Origin of the sequence: Streptomyces sp. NPDC094032 (assembly GCF_040303965.1) — a bacterium.
Taxonomy (GTDB): domain Bacteria; phylum Actinomycetota; class Actinomycetes; order Streptomycetales; family Streptomycetaceae; genus Streptomyces.
This window is the reverse complement of sequence record NZ_JBEOUE010000004.1, coordinates 45,404-64,346: the sequence shown is the minus strand read 5'-3', so window position 1 is coordinate 64,346 and position 18,943 is coordinate 45,404. Positions and strand designations below refer to the sequence as shown.

The following is an 18,943-nucleotide window of genomic DNA, read 5'->3' as shown; positions in this document are numbered from 1 at the left end:
CGCCATGTCTTCTGCCCCGTCTGCCCCGTCCTCCCCGTCCTCCCTGGCCGGACGCACCGTCCTCGTCACCGGCGCCACCTCCGGCATCGGCCACCAGACCGCGCGGCTGCTCGCCGAACGCGGGGCGACCGTCCTGGTGCACGGCCGCACGGCCGAGGAGGCGCACGCGGCCGTCGACCGGCTCGTCACCCTCTCCGACGTCCCCGCCGAGCGACTGTGCGCGTACGGGGCCGACTTCACCCGCCTGGAGGAGGTCGAGCTGCTCGCCGCCCGGGTCGCCGCAGGCCACCCGCGCCTGGACGTCCTCGTCAACAACGCCGGCATGGCCGCGCCCGAGCGCCACACGGTCACCGCCGACGGCAACGAGATCGCCTTCCAGGTCAACTTCCTGGCCCACTACCTCCTCACCCACCTCCTGGAGCCCGCGCTGACCACCGCCCCCGGCGGCCGCGTCGTGAACGTGTCCTCCTCGCTGCACCGCACCGGCTCCATCCAGTGGTCCGACCCCAACCGCGCCCGCCGCTACTCCCGGCTGGCCGCCTACGCCCAGTCGCAGCTGGCCCTGACGGTCTTCGCCGCCGACCCGCGCGTCACCGCGGTCTCCGTCCACCCGGGCATCTGCGCGACCAGCCTGCTGCCGCTGTACGCCCACGAGGGCGTCGCCCCGGCCGAGGGCGCCGCCCATGTCGTACGGCTCTGCGACCCGGCCGTCGAGATCGTCAACGGCGCCTACTACGACCTCGACCACCGGGTCTCCCCGGCCCCCGGCGCCACCGAGGAGCGCACCGTCAAGCGCCTCACCAAGCTGGCCGACGTCCTCGTCGGCCAGACCGCCTGAACAACACCCCTACCTGGACAACACCCCAAGGAGCACACCGCCATGTCCAAGCGCGCCCGCAAGAAGAAGGACCGCCGCAAGAAGAAGGCGAACCACGGCCGCAGGGCCGCCTGACAGCGCCGACCGCCCCAGGGGCGGCCCGTCCGGGGGGACGGGCCGCCCCTCCCCCTCCGCCGGGAGTACGGATGATCAAGCACCCAGCCCACCAACCCCCGTCCGCCGCACGCGCGTTCCCCACCGGCGCCCCCGGCACGTCGACCCTGGCCGAGCACGTCCTGACCACCGGCCACGGCCACTGGTGGAGCGACCGGACCGAGCACCCCAGGATCGTGGGCGTCTCCTGCGCCGGACACACCCTCCTGGCCGGCGACCCCACCGCGGTCACCCCGGCCGAGCTCACCCCCCTCGCGGGCCACTACGTCGAGGCCCCCGACCGCTTCCTGCCCGCCCTGGGCGCCGCCTTCGAACGGCTGGACCCCTGGGAGCGGATGCTCTACGTGCACCGCGTCCCGGTCGAGGGCCCGCACCCGCCGTGGGGCGTGACCGTCCGCCGCCTGACCGCCGACGACAGCCCGGCCCTGGCGGCCCTGGACCCCACCATGGCCTGGATCCACGCCAGTTGGGGCGGCCCGATCGGCCTGGCGGGCTCCGGGCACGGCTGGGCCGCGTTCCGCCGCGACCGGATCCTCGCCGTGGCCTGCACCCGGTTCGCCGGCGGCGCGTACGAGGACGTGGCCTGTGTGACGGCCCCCGAGGAACGCCGCCGACGCCTCGCCCTGGCCTGCGTCACGGGCCTCACCGCCGACATCGCGGCCCGCGGCCGCACCGCCAGCTGGTGCTGCTCCCGGGACAACCGGCCCAGTCGGCTCCTCGCCTGGACGGCCGGCTTCCGGCTCGCGCGCGAATACACGCACTACGCGACGGGACGCGTCAGCCCGGCGTCAAGGTTGCCGTACGCCGCGTAAACGGCGTGTCAGGGCGGCCCGGCGGCCCCGGCCGCCGGGCCTAGCGTCCGTTCCATGAAACCCATGAAGCTCCACAAGACCCCGTTCGCGGCGGGCACCCCCGCCGAGCCCCCCGACACCGTCCACGACACGAGCTGGCCCGCCGAGGCGCGGGCCGCCACCGGCTGCGCCGTCCTGCTCCTGGCCGCCTGCCTCTGCATCGACACCATGGACGGCGGCCTGGAGACCTGGGGCACCGCCCTGTGGCTCACCCTCGCCGTCCTGCTCTTCGTCGTCCTGCTGCCCGCCCGGGTGTCCGCCGCGCCGAACCGGCTGACCGTGCGCGGCCTGTGGTCCCGGCACAGCGTGCGCACCGACCGCCTGGTGTCGGTCCGCTGGTCGAACGGCGTGGCCCAACGCCTGGTCCTGCGCGACCGGTACGGCAACCGCGCCGAACTCGACCCGGGCGTCCTGATCGCCAACCCGCCCCTGTGGCAGCTCGTCGACACCGCCGCCCGCACCTCCCAGCGCGAGGGCACGCTGCTGTGCGGCGGAACGGCCCTGGACCAGTTGCAGCGCAGGATCGACCGGGAGACGGCGGAGACGGTCTTCAAGGTGTCGGGCCTCTGAACACGCGTGGCGCCGCCCCACCCGGGGACGGCGCCACACCCACGGACCCGACGTCAGATCCGCAGCCGCAGCCGGCAGACGACCGCGTCGGTGTCCCGGCGCACCGCGTGGGCGACGACGGCTCCCCGCTGGTTCTGGAGCAGCCGCTGCCACAGCCGCTCCGGCTCGGCCTCCGGCACCAGCACCGTGACGCGGATGTCCGGCCGGCCGGCGGAGAGCTCCCGTACGTACGCGCTGATCGGACGCCCCAGGGAACGCCGCTCGGAGGTCAGCCGGACCAGCGGGACACCCGGGTTCCACAGCGCCCAGTCGCGCTCCAGGGCCTCCGTCTGCTCCCGGTCCTCCGGGTCGGGGTGGCAGACGGTGACCGCGCGGACCTCGTCGCCCAGGGAGACGGCGGCGGTGAGGGCCTCGCTGGTGAGCCGGGTCAGGGAGGAGACCGGCACCAGCACCAGGGAGTGCGCGCGGTGCGGCGGCTCGGGCACCCGCCCGACACCGAGCCGCTCGCCGATCCGCCCGTACGCCCGGTGGACGGCCTCGAACAGGCCGACGATCAGCGGCAGGGCGATGACGATCAGCCAGGCCCCGTCATGGAACTTGGTGGCGGCGACGACGATCGCCGAGACACCGGTGAGCAGCGCCCCGAACCCGTTGAGCGCGGCCTTGCCCCACTGCCGCCCGGCCCGCCAGTGCAGCACCATCCCGGTCTGGGCGAGCGTGAACCCCACGAAGACACCGATGGCGAACAGCGGAACGAGCGTATTCGTGTCGCCCCCGGAGAAGACCAGCAACGCACCCGACACCACGGCCAGCCAGACGACCCCGTGCCGGTGCACCTGCCGGTCGGCCTTCAGCCCGAAGACGTGCGGCACGTAGTTGTCCCGGGCGAGCAGCTTCAACAGCACCGGAAGGCCGCCGAACGAGGTGTTCGCCGAGAGCGCCAGCAACACCATCGTGGCGAACTGCACCACGTAGAACACCCAGTTGTGCCCGAAGGAGGCATCGGCGAGCTGCGCGAGCACGGTGACGCCCTCGACCGGCTGGAGCCCGAACCGGGAGATGAGCACGGACAGGCCGATCAGCATGACCCCGAGGAGCACGCCGAGGGCGACCTCGGCCCGCTGGGCACGGCGGACGGCGGGGGCCCGGAACGAGGGCACGGCGTTGGCGATGGCCTCGACACCCGTGAGGGCGGAGCAGCCGGAGGCGAAGGCCTTGAGCAGCAGCAGCGCGCCGACGGAGACGGCGTTGTCGGCGAGGACGGAGGCGTGCCCGGCGGAGGTGGCGGTGGAGACGGGCGCGTCACGGAGGAGCCCGACCACCACCATGGCGAGGATCGCGCCGACGAACACGGCGGTGGGCACGAGGAAGACCCGCGCCGAGTCGACGATCCCCCGCAGATTCACCCCGGTCACCAGGACCAGCACGCCCAGACAGATCCACAGCCGGTCCCCGTACAGCCCGGGAAAGGCCGAGGTGAGGGCGGCGACTCCGGCGGTGACGGCGACGGCCACGTTGAGGACGTAGTCGAGGACGAGCGAGGCGGCGGCGACCAGACTGCTCCGGCGCCCGAGGTGCGCCTTGGCCACCGCGTACGATCCGCCGCCGTCCGGGAAGGCGGCGATGACCTGCCGGTACGAGGCGACGAGCACGGCCAGCAGTCCGGCGATGGCCAGCGTGACCGGCAGGGTGAACCCGAGCCCGTGCGCGCCGGCCGCGGCGAGCACCAGGACGATGGCCTCGGGCCCATACGCCACCGACGCCATCGCGTCGAGCGACAGGGCGGCGAGCCCGGTGACGGCGGTGAGCCGGTGCCGGGCCCCGGTATCAGGAGGCTCCTCGACACCCCGTACGCCTTCGCTCTCCACAGCCTGGACGCCCATGCTCGCATTCCCCTTCTGAACAGATCCCGACAGATCTGCCCAGCCTGAGCCGCGTTCCGGCCACCACCGCGCGTTCCTCCCGCGCTCTTGACGCGCGGAGGGCCGCTCTTGACGCGATCCTGACGAGCGCCCCCGCACGGCGGGGCTCGCCCCCGGTCAGGCGAGCCGCACTCCCAGCCAGACGGCGCCGAGCCCGGCCGCCGTGCTCCCGAGGACGTTGGCCACGGCGTAGGACCGGGCGCCCGACTCGTACAGCTTCAGCGTCTCGTACGAGAAGGTCGAGTACGTGGTGAGCGCCCCGCACAGGCCCGTGCCGAGGAGCAGCCCCGCGCGGGTGGAGGCGACGCCGGTGAGGAGGCCGAGGAGGAGGGATCCCGCGACGTTGACGGTGAAGGTCCCCCAGGGGAAGACCGAGTCGTGGCGCGCCTGGACGGCACGGTCGGTGAGATAGCGCAGCGGCGCGCCGACGGCGGCGCCCAGGACGACGAACAGCCAGTTCACGCGGGCGGCTCCCGCAACGCGTCCCCGGCGCCTGTGCCGTCCCCGTAGTGCACGACCTCGCAGGCGTCGAGGAACACGAGTCCGTCCGAAACCAGCCCCTCCAGCCGGGGCAGGAAGCCCCGTACCCGCTCCTCGGTGTCCACGATCAGGACCGCGACCGGCAGGTCCTCGCCGAGCGAGAGGAGCCGGGTCGTGTGGACGAGGGAGGAGCCGCCGAAGCCCTCGATGCCGCGGAAGACGGAGGCCCCGGCGAGACCGGCCGCGTGGGCGCGGTGCACGATCTCGGTGTACAGCGGCCGGTGGTGCCAGGTGTCGCGCTCGCCGACGAGGACCGTCAGGCGCAGGGCGCGGCCCGCGAGCCGGGTCATCGCCGCCTCCTCTCGGGTACGGCACGGGCGGCGGCCCGCGCCAGGGTGACGCCCGCCCACACCGCGGCGAGCCCGGTCAGCGCGGTCCCGGCGAGATACAGCAGCCCGCGCACGGCCTCCCCGCCCGCGAGCAGCCGCTGGGTGTCGAGGGCGTAGGTGGAGAACGTCGTGAATCCGCCGCAGACCCCGGTGCCGAGGAAGGGGCGCAGGAGCGGATGCGGCGGGGTCAGGGTCTCGGTGGCGAACACCATGATCGCGCCGAGCAGCGCGCAGCCGGCCGCGTTGACGGTGAGGATCGTCCAGGGGAACGCGCCTGCGGGCGTGGGCCAGGCGAGCGTCGCCGCGTACCGGGCGCTGGCGCCGAGCGCGCCGCCCGCGGCGACCACGCCGACGACCGGAAGCTGCGCACGGAATCCCATGGGACCAGGCTAGGCGGTCGACGCGCGCGGGCCCGCCCACGGGGCCGTCCGCGCAGCTCACGGCGGGTACGTCGGCGTACGGATGAAGCGAGGCGCACAGGCACGGACCCCGGCCTGGGGCATTAACCGGAGTCCGGCCCGTGCAGCCTCGGAAGTGATGGTCCGGGCCGGGCCGCGCACGGGTCAAAGCTGGTCCGGCGAGTCTGTCAGATCCCCCCGCGGGGTATGGCGGTGGTCCGGCCACCATCGAGCGGCCCAGACGGGTGCCGGGTACACCTCGTCGTGGCGGCGCGGAACCGCGACCTTGGAGGGGCAGCTGGAGGGAGCTGCGCACCCGTCGGTCAGGAGTGTCGTGAGTACATCCGTCGCAACCAGGTTCAGGACCGTCGCCGCGCCCCAGGACGCGGCGGACGAGGACGTCTACGGCGAGTTGTGCGCCGCGCTCTTCTCCGCCTTCCCGCGCCGCGACCAGCGGATCAAGGCCGAGCAGTATCTGCGCGGGCTGCTGACCGCGCAGGGCCGCAAGTCCATCCGCAACATCGCCGCCCAGATCGGCGGGCCGGCCGCGGAGCAGAGCCTGCACCACTTCATCTCCAGCTCCACGTGGGACTGGCGGCCGATGCGGGCGGAACTGGCCAGGTTCCTCCAGCAGAACAGCGGCCCGCAGGCGTGGGTGGTGCGCCCCATGCCGATACCGAAGGCCGGCGACCACTCGGTCGGTGTCGACCGCCGCTTCGATCCGGAGCGCGGCCAGGTCTTCCGCGGACAGCAGGCCTTCGGGGTGTGGTTCGCCTCCGACGAGCTGAGCGTCCCCGTCAACTGGCGTCTCTTCCTGCCGGACCCCTGGGTCAAGGACCGCACGCGGCGCGACCGTGCGGAGGTACCCGAGGGTGCGGCGGAGGAGACGCTGGAGGAGTGCGCGGTCAACGCGGCGCTCGACACCGCCCGCTGGCCCGAGGTGACCCGCAAGCCGCTGCTGCTCGACATCCGGGGCGGCGCGGGACGGGCGGCGCTGCACCGGCTGGCCGTCGCGGGCGTGCCGGTGGTGGCGCGGATCGGCACGGGCTGCCGGCTGACCGTCGCGGACCGCTCGCTGCCCGGCTTCGGCGCGGGCCCGCTGACCGCCCAGCAGATCCTGGAATCCCTCAAGGGGCTGCGGCGCCCGGTGAGCTGGGTGGACTCGGCGGCCGGGGTGCGCACCTCGCGCACCTCGCTGGCCACGGCGGTACGGGTCACCCTGCCCGTGCCGGCCGGGGAGCGGCAGCGCCCGCTCCTGCTGCTCGGCGAGTGGGACGACCCGCGCCGGGCCCCGGCCCGCCTGTGGATCACCGACCTGACCGGCTCGGCGGTCGGCCCGCTGCTGCGGCTGACGAAGCTGTCGCGCCGGGTGGAGCGGGACTTCCGCGCGGTCGGCGAGGGCTCGGGCCTCCGCGACTTCGTGGGCCGCTCCTTCCGCGGCTGGCACCGGCACATCACCCTCGCCTCCGCCGCCCACGCGGCGACCGTCCTCGCCCCGGGCTGGAACACGGCGGCGGGGACGGGGACGGGGTACGGGCAGGTGCAGGGACGGTCGGCCGGGTGACGGCGGGGGGTGAGGGAGGGGCTCTCCCTCACCCCCCGGGCCGCTCGCAGGACTGCGCGGCCGTCGTGGTGGAGCGGCTGTCCCGGAGGTCGGCGCGCTGGCGGGCCAGGACGTCACGGGTGCGCTGGAGCCGCAGCGCCAGTTGCACCTCCAGGACATGGCCCGGCTTCTGCCACTCCGCGCCGAGGAGTTCGCCGATCCGCTCCAGGCGGCGGGAGACGGTGTTGGGGTGCACGTGCAGCGCCTCGGCCGCGTTGGTGGGGCTGCCGCCGGAGGCGAAGTACGCCTCCAGGGTGCGGGTCAGGTCGGTGAAGCGCTCGGCGTCGTAGTCGAGCACGGGCCCGATCGCCGACTCGATGAACCCGTCCACGTCGTGGTCGTCCGAGAGCAGCAGCCCGAGGAACCCGAGGTCCTGCACGGACGCCGCCGCGCCCGAACCGCCCAGCGCGCCCATCGCGTCCAGGCAGCGCATGGCCTCCAGATAGAGCCGGCTGACGCTCTCCGCGCTCCAGCCGGGACCGGCCGCGCCGACGGAGACGGGATGCCCGAGCAGTGGGGAGAGCTCGCCGGAGACGGCCTTCGCGGCGGCCGAGGCGTCCACGCCGGGCAGCAGCAGCACGATGGCGCCGCCGTGCACGGTCTTCAGACCGGACATGCGGTACGCGTACGAGGACGCCCACACGACGGCGCGGCCCTGCTCGCCGCCCTCCGGGCGGGCCACCACGACGACATGCGGCTTGCGCAGGTCGAGGCCGAGGCGGCGGGCCCGCTGGGCGATCTGCTGCGGGGCGTGCTGCGGCTCGGCGAGCAGGTCGTCGAGGAGCTCGTCGCGGACCGGGCCCTCGGCGACGGCGGTGGAGCGCTGCATCAGGAGCAGGAACGCGACGGACTGGGCCGCCAGTTCGAGCAGGCGCTCGTCCTCGCCGGTGAGCGGGGTGGCGGCGCGGACGACGAGCACGCCCAGGTCCTCGGAGCCGGCGAGGACCGGGGCGACCCAGGTCTGGTCGCCGTCGCCGGCGCCCTCTTCGTATCCGCGCTCCCCCGTCCCGCTCCCGGTGAGGACGGGGCGGCGCCCGGCGTGCGCGTCGAGCGAGGCCTTCGCGACGGCGTCCTCGTCGAAGCCGGGCAGCTCCCCGGCCTGCGCGAGCGTCCGGCCCCCGGGGTCGCGGACGAGGACGGCGCCGTCGAGCGCGTCCCCGGCGGCGGTGGCGACGTTGCGCAGGTCGCCGCCGGCCAGGATCAGGTTCATGATGCGGCTGTGCGCCTCGCCGATGTAGCGCATCCGGGTGAGCCGGGTGCGGGCGCGGGAGCTGTCCCGTTCGAGCTCGCTGACCTCGGCCCTGGTCTGGTCGAGGAGCCCGGCCTTCTCGGTGGCGACGGCGGCGAGGTCGGCGAGCGCGGCGACGAGGGCGATCTCGTCGGCGGTGTACCGGCGGGTGCTGCGGTCGGCCCCGTAGAGCACGCCGAGGGTGGAGTCGCCGGTGCGCAGCGGCACGGCGAGGACGCCGCGCAGGCCCTCGGACCGTACGAGCTCGTCGATGGCGGCGGAGTGCGCGAAACGCGCGTCGTCGAGGTAGTCCTCGGTCCAGGCGGGCTCACCGAGCGCGTGGACCAGGTCGCCGAGTCCGTCCCCTTCGAAGAGGGTGGGGCAGCTCGCCGGGTCGTGTGCGGTGAGGGCGCCTTCGGCGCTGTGCAGGAGGCGGCCGCCGTGCGGGCCGCGGAGGGTGACGCAGGCCAGGTCGAGGCCGAGGAGGCGCTTGGCCCGGCGGGTGATGACCCGCAGCAGGCCGTCCAGGTCGTACGGGAGGGTCAGGTCCCGCGTGGTGTCGAGGAGCGCGGCGAGCCCCTCCTCGCGCTGCTCGCGGCGGGCGAGGGAGCAGCTGACGCCGGTGGCGAGGTGAACGGCCCTTTCCAGAGAGGCGAGTTCACTCTCCGGGCGGCCTGCCACTCTGGCCTGGTCGAGCAGCTCCGCGAACCGGCCCGGCGGGGCCTGGCGGGCCAGCAGCTCCAGCACGGTGAGCGCGTCGACGCCCCCGTCCTCGTCCGCGCTGTCGTAGGACATGCCTCAACTCCCTCCGCTGGCCGAAAGTAATTCGGTCGTCGACGTTCGGTCAACGGTGAGATCGACCACTTCATTCCCGTTTGGGTCCGACTGCACGTCAGGGGCCTGACGGGCGCCTGACGGAGGCCGGACGGGCGCCTGCCGGGCGCCCGGTCGGACGCCGGTCGGACGCCGGTCGGGCCCCTGCCAAGCACCGTCGAGCACCCGTCGAGCGCCCCCCGGGCACCTGCCGGGCGCCGGTCGGGCGCCTGCCGGACGCCCGGTCAGACCAGGCTGCCCGCCAGCCCCGCCACGGCCGGTTCGACCCGGGGCTGGAGCCAGAGGCCGCTCGACTGGGTCGGGATACGGGGCAGCCCGGCGTCCCGGACGGTCAGGACCGAGCGGTGCAGGCGGCGCAGCCGCGCCGAGGGCTCACGGCCGCCGTCCCGCTGGAGGCCGGCGCAGAGCCTGCGATAGGCCTCCAGGGCGTCGTCGGCGCGCCCGGAGCGCAGCAGGGCGACCATGAACTGGCCGTGCAGCGACTCGTCGACGGGGTGCCGTGCGGCGAGGACGGCGAGCTCGGGCACCATCTCGACGTGCCGGCCGAGGCCCAGCTGCGCCTCGACCCACTGGTCGAGCACGCTGAGCCGGGAGGCTTCGAGGCGCTCGGTCTCGGCGCGCAGCCGGGGCCCCGCGTCGACCCCCGCGTACGGCTCGCCGCGCCACAGGGCGAGGGCCTCGCCGAGGCGGAGCGCGGCACGGGAGAGGTCGCCCGCCTCCATCGCGCGGTATCCGGCGCCGGCCGCGCGCTCGAACTGCCAGACGTCGTGGGAGCCGCCGCCGGTGTCCAGGCGGTAGCCGCCGGACTGGGCGGCGAGCACGGTCTCGGCGGTGCGCCCGTCGGCGTCCTCGTCGGCCCTGCCGCCGGCGGCGGTCGGACCCTCCGTGAGCGCGGCGGCGATGAGCGCCCGCAGCCCGAGGACGTGCGAGTGGAGCTCGACCCGGGCGCCGCGCGGCGCGCCGGACGGCCACACCTCCTCCATGAGGACGGTGACCGGTACGACCTGGTCGGCACTGGCGGCGAGCAGGGCGAGAAGTTGTCGTGGCGCGGCGGCGGTCGGGGTGATCGACACCCCGTTCTCGCGTACCGACAACCCTCCCAGGATCCGGACGTCCACTTTGCCCCCTCAGCGTCTGTGCACGGGATGACCCTCGATGATTAGAAAAGAGACCGCGATGCATGTCAATAAGAAACCGGACGGTACGGAATCGCTGGACCCAAGGGACTCCATTTTCGTCCCTTTCATCCCGATCCATCCCCATCAACGAAGCGTCAGCGACCAGGGAAACGTACCCGCGAATCCAGATACTGGACCCACGGGTATGATTTGTGGATCGTTTTCAGGCAGTGATGCAGGTGCCATCCGGCCAGGGACTCGAACAAACCGCCATGGCGGTTTGATTTGACGTGCCGAAAGCGCCCTCAGGCGCAGTTGTCGGGTACTCCGAGTGCACGCGCACCCCGGCCCGGCTCCAGATCGAGCATCGTCAGCACGGAGGGAACGACGATGCTGGGGAGCAGGTGGTGGTAGAGCGCCGAGGCCCAGCGGTCCATCGACGAGCGGTGCCCCTCCAGGGCGTGCGACATCAGATTCAGCCCCGCGTAGGAGCCGACGACCAGCGGCGCGATCTCCTCGGGATCGGCGTGGGGCAGCAGCTCGCCGCCCTCCTTCGCCGCCTTGAGCAGCCGCAGATTGATGTCGGTCCACTCCCGGTAGGGACCGCTCCGGTTGAGCTCGTGCCCGCCCTGGTCGAGGGTGAGCCGCACACTGCCGCTCAGCACCCGGTCGCAGGTCAGCCGGTGTGCGAACACCATGCCGATGTCGACGAACTCCTGCACCTTGGAGATCTGCGGCGGGGCCGTGGGCACGACCGACACCTGCGCGTCGATCACCGCGTGCGCGAGGTCTTCCTTGGAGTCGAAGTGGAAGTAGAGCGCGCCCTTGGTCACCTGGGCGAGCTGGAGGATGTCGGACAGCTTGGCGGCCTCGTAGCCCCGCTCGTCGAAGACGGCGGCGGCCGCCTCCAGGATCGCCTGACGGGTACGGATCGCCCGATCCTGCTTCGCCATGGCAGTCACGTCCCTCTCATCGCCCGAACCGGCATCCCGGTGGCCCGAGAAAACAAACCTGGGGGTACCAATTTTCCGGCAGCTGGAAGATACCCGAAGCCTTGTTCGCAGTGAACCCAACCATCTCACGTCATGGACGCGACCCGTTCCGACCTGCGGGTATACCCACCCAGACAGGAGACACAACGTCAGGTCTCCTCACGACCTCCACCACTCCCGCCCCCTGACACCCCATCATCGTCACTCAGGGCGACGTAAAAACAGACCTTTCGGTCCGCGAAGGGCCGCGCGCGGGGAGACGGCCGCCTCAGCCGCCGACGACGGCGGAGGCGGTGAGAAGCCCGAAGGAGACGAGGACGAGCAGGGTGCGGACCCGGTGGAACCCGTTCCAGCGCCCCTCGAAGGCCGCCCGGACGTCACCCGCCGGCTCACCACTCGCCTCGGAGGCGGCGAGGGCGGAGTTGAGCGGGATGTTGCCGCCGACGGTCACCAGATGATTGACCACGGCACACACGAGCCCGCCCAGGACCAGCCACTTCTGAGTGTCCGTCCGCCCGTCGACGGGGACGAACAGGGCCGCCGCCGGGAAGGCGACGACCCCCAGGAAGACGAGCAGGAACACCGCCCGCGGCACGGCCTCGTTGATCCGCCGCATGGCCCCGACGAACTCCTCGTCCGAGAGCCGCGCGAGGGCGGGCATGACACCGGTCTGGAAGATCAGCATGAATCCGGCGTAGAGCCCGGTGGAGACGACGGCGAGGGCGAGCAGCAGGGCGGCCATGGGCCCATGATGACGGACGGAGGGGCGGAAGGGGCGGAGGCGACGGGAGAAGTACGGGGCAACCAAGCCCAGTTGCCCCCGCACCCCCTCGCCCCCTCCACAGGGTCAGCCGCCGTAGGGATCCCCGCTGCCCTCGCCCTCGTCCTCGCCCCCGTCCCCGCCCCCCAGCGACTCCGCCTGCCGGATCGCCTGGGCGAGCTCCCGGACGGACGCCGACCGGGCCCGTTCGGCGAGCGCTTCCGCGCGCGAGGCGAGCAGCGGGAGAGCGGGGGCACCCGGGAGTCGGCCGCCACGGAGCCGGTCGGCGAAGTACCCGGCGAGGGCGCTCACTTGGAGGCTGTCGTGCCCGGCACCCCAGAGGGGCGCGGCGAGGGCGGCGGAGTCCACGGACCCGGAGCGCTCGTGCGGGGCGCGGGTGACGGGGTCGAGCCAGCGGACGGTGGCGGTGGCGACCCGCCCGCTCTTCCCGGGCCGGAGCCTGACCGCGTACAGCGCGGTGACGGTGTGTCCGGCGCCGATCTCGCCGCCGTCGACGCGGTCGTCGCGGAAGTCCTCGTCGGCGACCTTCCGGTTGTCGTAGCCGACGAGCCGGAACTCCTCCACGGTCTTCGGGTCGAAGTCGACCTGCGCCTTGGCGTCGCGGGCGCGCAGCTCGATGTGGGAGGGCAGTTGGTCGACGAAGACCTTGCGGGCCTGTTCCGAGGTGGAGACGTACGTGGTGTGCCCGTCGCCCTTGTCGGCGAGCCGCTCCATGAAGGCGTCGCCGTACTCGCTGCCCACCCCGACACCGAAGAGGGTGATCCCGTACTCGCGCCGCTCCCGGTCGATGCGCTCCAGGATGCCGTCGGCGTCGGTGTCGCCGGTGTTGGCGAGGGCGTCGGAGAGGAGGACGACCCGGTTGGTGGCGCCCTCGCGGTGCCCGGCGACGGCGACGTCGTACCCGGTCCTGACGCCGGCCTCGACGTTGGTGGAGGAGGAGGTGTCCAGGGTGTCGACGACACGGCGGATCCGCTCGCGCGCCCCACCGACCCGGGTCATGGGCAGCACGGTCTCGGCCTCGGCGCTGAAGGTGACGAGGGCGATGTCGTCGTCGTCACGGAGCCGGTTGACGAGCAGCCCGAGGGACTCCTTGACCAGGTCGAGGCGGCCGGGCTCGCCCATGGAGCCGGAGACGTCGACGACGAAGGTGAGCGAGGCGGGCGGCCGTACGCCCGCACCGGCCCGGGTGGCGAGCCCGACCCGGAGGAGGGACCACCCGTCCGCCTCGGTCCGGGCGCCGTCGAGGGTGACGCTGAACCCGTTGTCCGTGGGTCGCGGATACCCGGGCTTGAAGCTGTTGACGAACTCCTCGGGCCGTACGTCGTCGGGGGCGGGCAGCCGCCCTTCGGACAGCGTCCGGCGGACGTACCCGTACGAGGCGGTGTCGACGTCGAGCGCGAAGGTGGAGAGGCGCGCGGGCGCGCTCTCCCGCGCGGGAGGCGCGGGCGCGGCCGACCTCGCCGCTCCGGCCCGGTCCTCGCTCCCCTGCCGCACACCCCCGGGCGACCCCGCGCTGCACCCGGCGAGAAGCAGCGCGCCGACCACCGCTCCGGCCGCGGACTTCACTCTCAATCTCATGCCATCTCCCCCTGGATCAATGCGACTTGCTCACTTCACGTCCTGTGAATGTGACTCGCGAGCAGGCGGGAAGGTGCAGACGAAGGAGTTGCGGATGGATCTCAATGCGGCAACGGCGCCTGGGGCACACCGCAGTGGCAGGGACTCGCCAGCTTTGTCAACAGGGGTTGTCACCGTACGCAGTCACATGCGTACATGGAGTGGCACACCGAACGGGCGGGGGTGGTGAGCAGTGACAGAGACTGCGGGCTCCGTGATGCTGGCCCGCTCGGCGATGGGCCGGGCCGGTCCCGAGATACAGCGCCCTCCCGGCCGCCCGGTGCGTGGCACCCGCCGGGTCAGCGCGGCCCTGGCGGGCCTGGCCGCCTCGGCGCGGCACGAGCTGCTGACCTTCGACGACCCGGCCGCCTCCGCGTCGCGCGCGATCCCCGAGCCGTTCCTGGAGCTGGCGGGAGCGTGCATGCGGGCGGCGGCGGAGCGGGCGGGCGAGGTCCGCCGCATCGTCCCGCGCCACGCCCTGCCCCAGCTCGCGGGAGCGCTGCGGATCCCCGGCCGGGCCAGGGTCACGGACGCGATCCCGTTCAAGATGATCGTCGTCGACCGCACGGTGGCGGCCGTCCCCCTGGACCTGGAGCTCCACTACAACGGCCTGCTCCTGATCCGCGACCCCGTCGTGATCCAGGCCCTGGTCCGTGCCCACCACACCTCCTGGGACACCGGCCAGGACCTCACCGGCCTCACCACCCCCACCCGCGACCTCCCCCCACAACTCCGCCCCGTCCTGGAAGCCCTCCTCTCAGGCCTCACCGACGAAGCCGCCGCCACCCGCCTGGGCATGTCCCCCCGCACATACAGCCGCCGCGTCTGCGACCTGATGGCCGCCCTGGGCACGACGAGCCGCTTCCGCGCGGGGGCGGAAGCGGCTCGGAGGGGGTGGGTGTGAGGGCGGTCTGCGCCTACGAATTACGGGACGGCGATGCTGTGGACGACCCCGATCACTGTCAGGCCTACGCCGACAAGCAGCGCACCATCCGGCCAACGACAGTGTGTCCAACTCGTTGAAACCACACGCTCAGTCGTCTCGGCGCGCGATGGCTCGCCGAGCCACTCCGCCATCCTCCCAGCAGCACGAGGAGAGCTCTTGACGAGTCGATCGAGCAGCGAACCGCTGAACGCGAACACGTCGATGACCTGGCCCTGGCTGCACGTGACCTGAAGCGTCCCACGAGCATTCACGAGCGCATATCGCACTGCGGACCGATGGCAGACATAAGTGCGCAATGGGTTCACCACGGTTACGCGGTCGGATGCGAGGACCACTCGGCAGGAGGCGATCCTCCCCAAGACAGCCCAGCAGACAAGGTAGACAGGTATGCCCTTCCACCCTTCGCCGAGGCCGTGGATCGAGCTCACCCTGACCCCAGCCAAGATCGTCCCCACACCAAGCAGAGGAAGACAGATCCATGCCGCCGCAAGCATGGACCTACGGCGGAGAACTTCGACCACGGCCTGAGCCTTCCCTTGGAAGCCGGACATCAACACGCTCCTGCTCCTACGCCCGCGCCACCGGATCCGTCAAGTCGCCTACGAAACGATGTCCTTACGGGCGAAGCCTCGGAATGCCAAGGCGAACAGCACCACCGCGTACGTCACCGAGATCGCCGCCCCTTTCACCATGCCCGACCACTCCAGTTGGGGCTGGAGGGCGTCGGCCCAGGCGAATTGCCAGTGGGCCGGGAGGAAGGCGCGCCAGTCGCCGAGGGCGGTGACCGCGTCCAGGACGTTGCCGATGATCGTGAGGCCCACGGCGCCGCCGACCGCGCCCAGGGGGGCGTCGGTGCGGGTGGAGAGCCAGAAGGCCAGGGCGGCCGTGACCAGTTGGGAGACGTAGACGAAGGCCGTCGCCAGGGCCAGGCGGAGGAGGGCGTCGGTGGCGGGGAGGGTGCCGCCGGTGGGGAGTCTCAGGTCGCCCCAGCCGTAGGCGACCGTGCCCGCGGCCAGGGCGATCAGGGGCAGGAGCGCCATCGCGGCCGCGCTGAAGGCCAGGGCGACCGCCAGCTTCGACCAGAGGAGGCGGGCGCGCGGGACGGGGGCCGCCAGGAGGTAGCGGAGGGACGACCAGCCGGCCTCCGAGGCGACCGTGTCGCCGCAGAACAGCGCGACCGGGATGACCAGGAGGAAGCCGGCCGAGACGAAGAGGCAGGTCGCCGCGAAGTTGGCGCCCGAGGCCGTCGCCGTGTCCATCAGGGTGATGCGGTTGTTCTCCGTGCCGTCCGGACCGCCGCCGATCGCGAACGCCGCGATCAGGACGAAGGGGAGGGCGGCCAGGATCAGGCCCATCACCAGCGTGCGGCGGCGCTTCAGCTGGCGCAGGGCCTCGACGCGGAACGGCAGGGTGCGGGCGGGCGCGTAGCCGAGGGCGGCGGCGGTCATGCGGTCTCTCCGATCAGGGTCAGGAACGCGTCCTCCAGGCGCCGGTGCGGCCCTACGCCCGTCACCGGCACCTCCAGGCGGACGAGTTCGGCGATCAGCGCGGTGGCGGTCGGCGCCGTCGAGGCGCCCAGGCGGACCAGGAGGCCGGCATCGGTGCGTACCGCGCCCAGCTTCTCCACGACCGCGTCCGGGACGGGCCCGCCCAGCGTGACCAGGAGCGTGTCGTCGGAGCCGGTGATCTCCTCGACCGGGCCCGCCTGCACCAGCCGGCCCCGGTCCATCACCACGAGGTGGGTGCAGGACTGTTCGACCTCGGCGAGGAGGTGGCTGGAGACGATCACGGTCCGGCCGCCGGCCGCGTACCGGATCATCACCTCCCGCATCTCGCGGATCTGCGGCGGGTCGAGGCCGTTCGTCGGCTCGTCCAGGATCAGCAGGTCGGGCAGGCCCAGCATGGCCTGGGCGATGGCGAGCCGCTGCCGCATGCCCTGCGAGTAGGTGCGGACGGCCCGTTCGAGGGCGCCGCCCAGGTTGGCGATGCGCAGCGCCTCGTCGAGGTGCGCGTCCTCGGCGGGGCGGCCGGTGGCCCGCCAGTACAGCTCCAGGTTCTCCCGCCCCGACAGGTGCGGCAGGAAGCCCGCGCCCTCCACGAACGCGCCGACCCGCGACAGCACCGGGGCGCCCGGCCGGATCGCCTGGCCGAAGACCCGGATCTCGCCCTCGTCGGGGGTGATCAGGCCCATCAGCATGCGGAGAGTCGTGGTCTTGCCCGCGCCGTTGGGCCCCAACAGGCCCAGGACCTGGCCCTGTTCGACGCGGAAGGTGAGCTCTTGGACGCTGTACCGGTCGCCGCCCTTGTACTTCTTGGAGAGGGCGGTGATCTGGAGGGGGACCTCGGCCAGCGCCGGGTCCGGCGCGGGCGGTGTCACCTTGCGGCGGGCCGTCAGGAGCAGGGCCGCCGCCACGAGGACGCCGGCGAGCGGCAGGCCCCAGACCCACCACGGCAGGCCCGCCGCCTGCGTCGTCACGCCGGGCGCGGTCGGCACGGTCAGGGCGCCCTCGACGCCGACGGTGTACGTGGCGGGGGCGGCGGGCGACGCGTAGCCGAGGTCCGTGGCGGCGAGGACGAGCCGCAGCCGGTGGCCGGCGGCCACCTCGTGGTCCACGGCGGGCAGCGTCAGGTCGACGGTGCGCCCGCGTCCGGCGTCGGTCACCCGTACCGGCGTCACGAGCTGGGCGGGCAGCACCTGCTGCCGTCCGTCCGGCCCCACGTCGTACACCTTGGCGAAGAGGACCGCCGAGCCGTCGGGCGCGGTCGACGTGACCCGGACCCTGACCGTCGGCGCACCGGTGATCCGCACCGGCGCGGTCTGCGGGCGGGCGTCGAAGGCGGCGAACTGGCCGGGGAAGTCCACGGACAGGCCCACGCCGAGCGAGGAGAGCTGCGCGAGTCCGCCGCCGAGGCCGGGGACGGCGGAGATCGCGGGCGGATTCGCGCCCGCCGGGTTGGCGAAGGTGCGCGCCGGGCCCGCGAGCGCCACCCGGACCGGGCCCGCCGCGAGCCCCGGATACGTGTCGGCCGTCGCGCCGCGCAGGGTCGCGCGGCCGTCGGTGGAGTCGACGCCGCCGGTGCGGCTCACGCGGAAGGCGGGGCCGGTCGGGACCGACGTGTCCCGCTTGAGGTGGCGGTCGAACCAGGCCGTGATCCGGGCGTCGATCCGGTCCGTCTCGCGGTCGCCGCCGTCGTGGCCGCCCGCCGTCCAGTCGACGGCCACCGGGGCGCCGTTCGCGGCGATGGTCCGGGCCATGGCGTCGGACTGGGCGAGGGTGAAGAGCGAGTCGGACTGGCCCTGGACGATGAGCGCGGGCACCTTGATACGGGCGCCGACGGCGGACGGGCTGCGCGCCTCCAGGAGCGCGCGGGCGGCCGCGTCGGGCTTCCCGGCGACGGCGACGCGCTGGTAGAGGGCGCACACCTCGGGGCTGAAGCGCCCACAGGCGGCGACCGCGTCCGCGCTCCCCCGGCCCGTCGGCTCCCCCGCGCCCCGGCCCGTCGGCTCCCCCGCGCCCCGGCCCGTCGGCTCCCCCGCGCCCGGGCCCGGCTGCGCCCCGCTCGTGAAGAAGACCCCCGCCCACAGCTTCTTGAACACGCCGTTCGGGAACAGGGCGTCGGCCAGGTTCCAGTACGTGATCTGCGGGGCGATGGCGTCCACGCGCGGGTCGTACCCGGCGGCGAGCAGCGAGATCGCGCCGCCGTAGGAGGCGCCGGTGACGCCGACGCGCGGGTCACCGGCCTTGTCGAGCAGCACCTCGGGACGCCCCGCCAGCCAGTCGACGAGCCCTCGGACGTCCTTCACCTCGCGGTCCGGGTCGTTCAGGCCGATCTGCCCGGTGGACGCGCCGAAGCCGCGCGCGGACCAGGTCAGCACCGCGTACCCGTCCTGGGCGAGCCGTTCGGCCTGCGGGCGGACGTCGTCCTTGGAGCCGCCGAAGCCGTGCCCGAGGAGGACGGCGGGGCGGCGTCCTGACCCGCCGGCGGTGAAGTACGAGGTGTCGATCCGTACGCCGTCGAGGTCGAGCATCCGGTCCGCGCGGTGCACGGGCGGCGGGTCGTCGGAGGCGACGGCGGTCCACGTCCCGCCGCCCACGAGTACGGCGAGGACGGCGGCGACCGCCGCCCACCGCGGCAGGCCGGGTCGCGGGAGGCCCCTCCAGGGAAGTCGCAGCTGCATGCTGCCGAGCCTAGGCGGCCGGAGGGCGGCGACTCGGCTGCCC

General features: G+C 73.6%; 17 protein-coding genes. 6 read left to right on the top strand and 11 right to left on the bottom strand.

Annotated elements, in window-relative coordinates; genetic code table 11:
• Positions 1 to 4 precede the first annotated feature (4 nt).
• The 4 genes from ABTZ54_RS08480 (at position 5) to ABTZ54_RS08470 (ending at position 2,412) form a co-directional block, all read left to right on the top strand.
• Complete coding sequence (locus tag ABTZ54_RS08480; protein WP_351658692.1) at positions 5 to 838, top strand: SDR family NAD(P)-dependent oxidoreductase; 834 nt, start codon at positions 5 to 7, stop codon at positions 836 to 838.
• Between the two features lie 42 nt (positions 839 to 880).
• Positions 881 to 952 carry a 50S ribosomal protein bL37 gene (locus tag ABTZ54_RS35695; protein ID WP_502997211.1) on the top strand — a complete coding sequence of 24 codons (72 nt, stop codon included), beginning with the start codon at positions 881 to 883 and terminating at the stop codon, positions 950 to 952.
• A 71-nt stretch (positions 953 to 1,023) separates the two neighbouring features.
• A complete protein-coding gene (locus ABTZ54_RS08475; protein ID WP_351658690.1) occupies positions 1,024 to 1,803 on the top strand; it encodes a GNAT family N-acetyltransferase in 780 nt (259 codons plus the stop codon).
• Positions 1,804 to 1,857: 54 nt separating this feature from the next.
• Positions 1,858 to 2,412: a hypothetical protein gene (locus ABTZ54_RS08470; protein WP_351658688.1), complete on the top strand. Its 555-nt coding sequence runs from the start codon at positions 1,858 to 1,860 to the stop codon at positions 2,410 to 2,412.
• A gap of 53 nt (positions 2,413 to 2,465) precedes the next feature.
• Here the strand turns inward: ABTZ54_RS08470 and ABTZ54_RS08465 are convergent, their stop codons facing one another.
• The 4 genes from ABTZ54_RS08465 to crcB (ABTZ54_RS08450) all read right to left on the bottom strand — a co-directional run bounded on the left by ABTZ54_RS08465 (position 2,466) and on the right by crcB (ABTZ54_RS08450) (position 5,583).
• Complete coding sequence (locus tag ABTZ54_RS08465; protein WP_351658686.1) at positions 2,466 to 4,295, bottom strand: APC family permease; 1,830 nt, start codon at positions 4,293 to 4,295, stop codon at positions 2,466 to 2,468.
• A gap of 156 nt (positions 4,296 to 4,451) precedes the next feature.
• Positions 4,452 to 4,796 (bottom strand): fluoride efflux transporter CrcB, encoded by a 345-nt coding sequence (crcB, locus tag ABTZ54_RS08460; protein ID WP_351658684.1) that lies wholly within the window; start codon positions 4,794 to 4,796, stop codon positions 4,452 to 4,454.
• Positions 4,793 to 5,164, bottom strand: coding sequence for a DUF190 domain-containing protein (locus ABTZ54_RS08455; protein ID WP_351658682.1), 372 nt, complete (start codon positions 5,162 to 5,164; stop codon positions 4,793 to 4,795). The genes crcB (ABTZ54_RS08460) and ABTZ54_RS08455 overlap by 4 nt, the downstream gene beginning before the upstream one ends.
• Entirely contained in the window at positions 5,161 to 5,583 is a 423-nt protein-coding gene (gene crcB / locus ABTZ54_RS08450; RefSeq protein WP_351658680.1) for a fluoride efflux transporter CrcB, read from the bottom strand. Before crcB (ABTZ54_RS08450) ends, ABTZ54_RS08455 begins: the two co-directional genes overlap by 4 nt.
• A gap of 352 nt (positions 5,584 to 5,935) precedes the next feature.
• On the opposite strand from crcB (ABTZ54_RS08450), the gene ABTZ54_RS08445 reads away from it, so the two are divergent.
• Entirely contained in the window at positions 5,936 to 7,165 is a 1,230-nt protein-coding gene (locus tag ABTZ54_RS08445) for an IS701 family transposase (RefSeq protein ID WP_351658679.1), read from the top strand.
• A gap of 28 nt (positions 7,166 to 7,193) precedes the next feature.
• Here the strand turns inward: ABTZ54_RS08445 and ABTZ54_RS08440 are convergent, their stop codons facing one another.
• The 5 genes from ABTZ54_RS08440 to ABTZ54_RS08420 all read right to left on the bottom strand — a co-directional run bounded on the left by ABTZ54_RS08440 (position 7,194) and on the right by ABTZ54_RS08420 (position 13,735).
• Complete coding sequence (locus tag ABTZ54_RS08440; RefSeq protein WP_351658677.1) at positions 7,194 to 9,227, bottom strand: helix-turn-helix domain-containing protein; 2,034 nt, start codon at positions 9,225 to 9,227, stop codon at positions 7,194 to 7,196.
• A 263-nt stretch (positions 9,228 to 9,490) separates the two neighbouring features.
• Positions 9,491 to 10,384 (bottom strand): AfsR/SARP family transcriptional regulator, encoded by an 894-nt coding sequence (locus ABTZ54_RS08435; protein WP_351658675.1) that lies wholly within the window; start codon positions 10,382 to 10,384, stop codon positions 9,491 to 9,493.
• Between the two features lie 305 nt (positions 10,385 to 10,689).
• Positions 10,690 to 11,337 carry a ScbR family autoregulator-binding transcription factor gene (locus ABTZ54_RS08430; protein ID WP_351658673.1) on the bottom strand — a complete coding sequence of 216 codons (648 nt, stop codon included), beginning with the start codon at positions 11,335 to 11,337 and terminating at the stop codon, positions 10,690 to 10,692.
• Between the two features lie 307 nt (positions 11,338 to 11,644).
• A complete protein-coding gene (locus ABTZ54_RS08425) occupies positions 11,645 to 12,118 on the bottom strand; it encodes an anthrone oxygenase family protein (RefSeq protein ID WP_351658671.1) in 474 nt (157 codons plus the stop codon).
• A gap of 105 nt (positions 12,119 to 12,223) precedes the next feature.
• Entirely contained in the window at positions 12,224 to 13,735 is a 1,512-nt protein-coding gene (locus tag ABTZ54_RS08420) for a vWA domain-containing protein (RefSeq protein ID WP_351658669.1), read from the bottom strand.
• 232 nt (positions 13,736 to 13,967) lie between these two features.
• On the opposite strand from ABTZ54_RS08420, the gene ABTZ54_RS08415 reads away from it, so the two are divergent.
• Positions 13,968 to 14,678: a helix-turn-helix transcriptional regulator gene (locus ABTZ54_RS08415; protein ID WP_351658667.1), complete on the top strand. Its 711-nt coding sequence runs from the start codon at positions 13,968 to 13,970 to the stop codon at positions 14,676 to 14,678.
• Positions 14,679 to 15,319: 641 nt separating this feature from the next.
• Here the strand turns inward: ABTZ54_RS08415 and ABTZ54_RS08410 are convergent.
• Positions 15,320 to 16,168 carry an ABC transporter permease gene (locus ABTZ54_RS08410; protein WP_351658666.1) on the bottom strand — a complete coding sequence of 283 codons (849 nt, stop codon included), beginning with the start codon at positions 16,166 to 16,168 and terminating at the stop codon, positions 15,320 to 15,322.
• Positions 16,165 to 18,900, bottom strand: a complete 2,736-nt coding sequence (locus tag ABTZ54_RS08405) for an alpha/beta fold hydrolase (protein WP_351658664.1) — start codon at positions 18,898 to 18,900, stop codon at positions 16,165 to 16,167. The genes ABTZ54_RS08410 and ABTZ54_RS08405 overlap by 4 nt, the downstream gene beginning before the upstream one ends.
• Between the last annotated feature and the right edge of the window lie 43 nt (positions 18,901 to 18,943).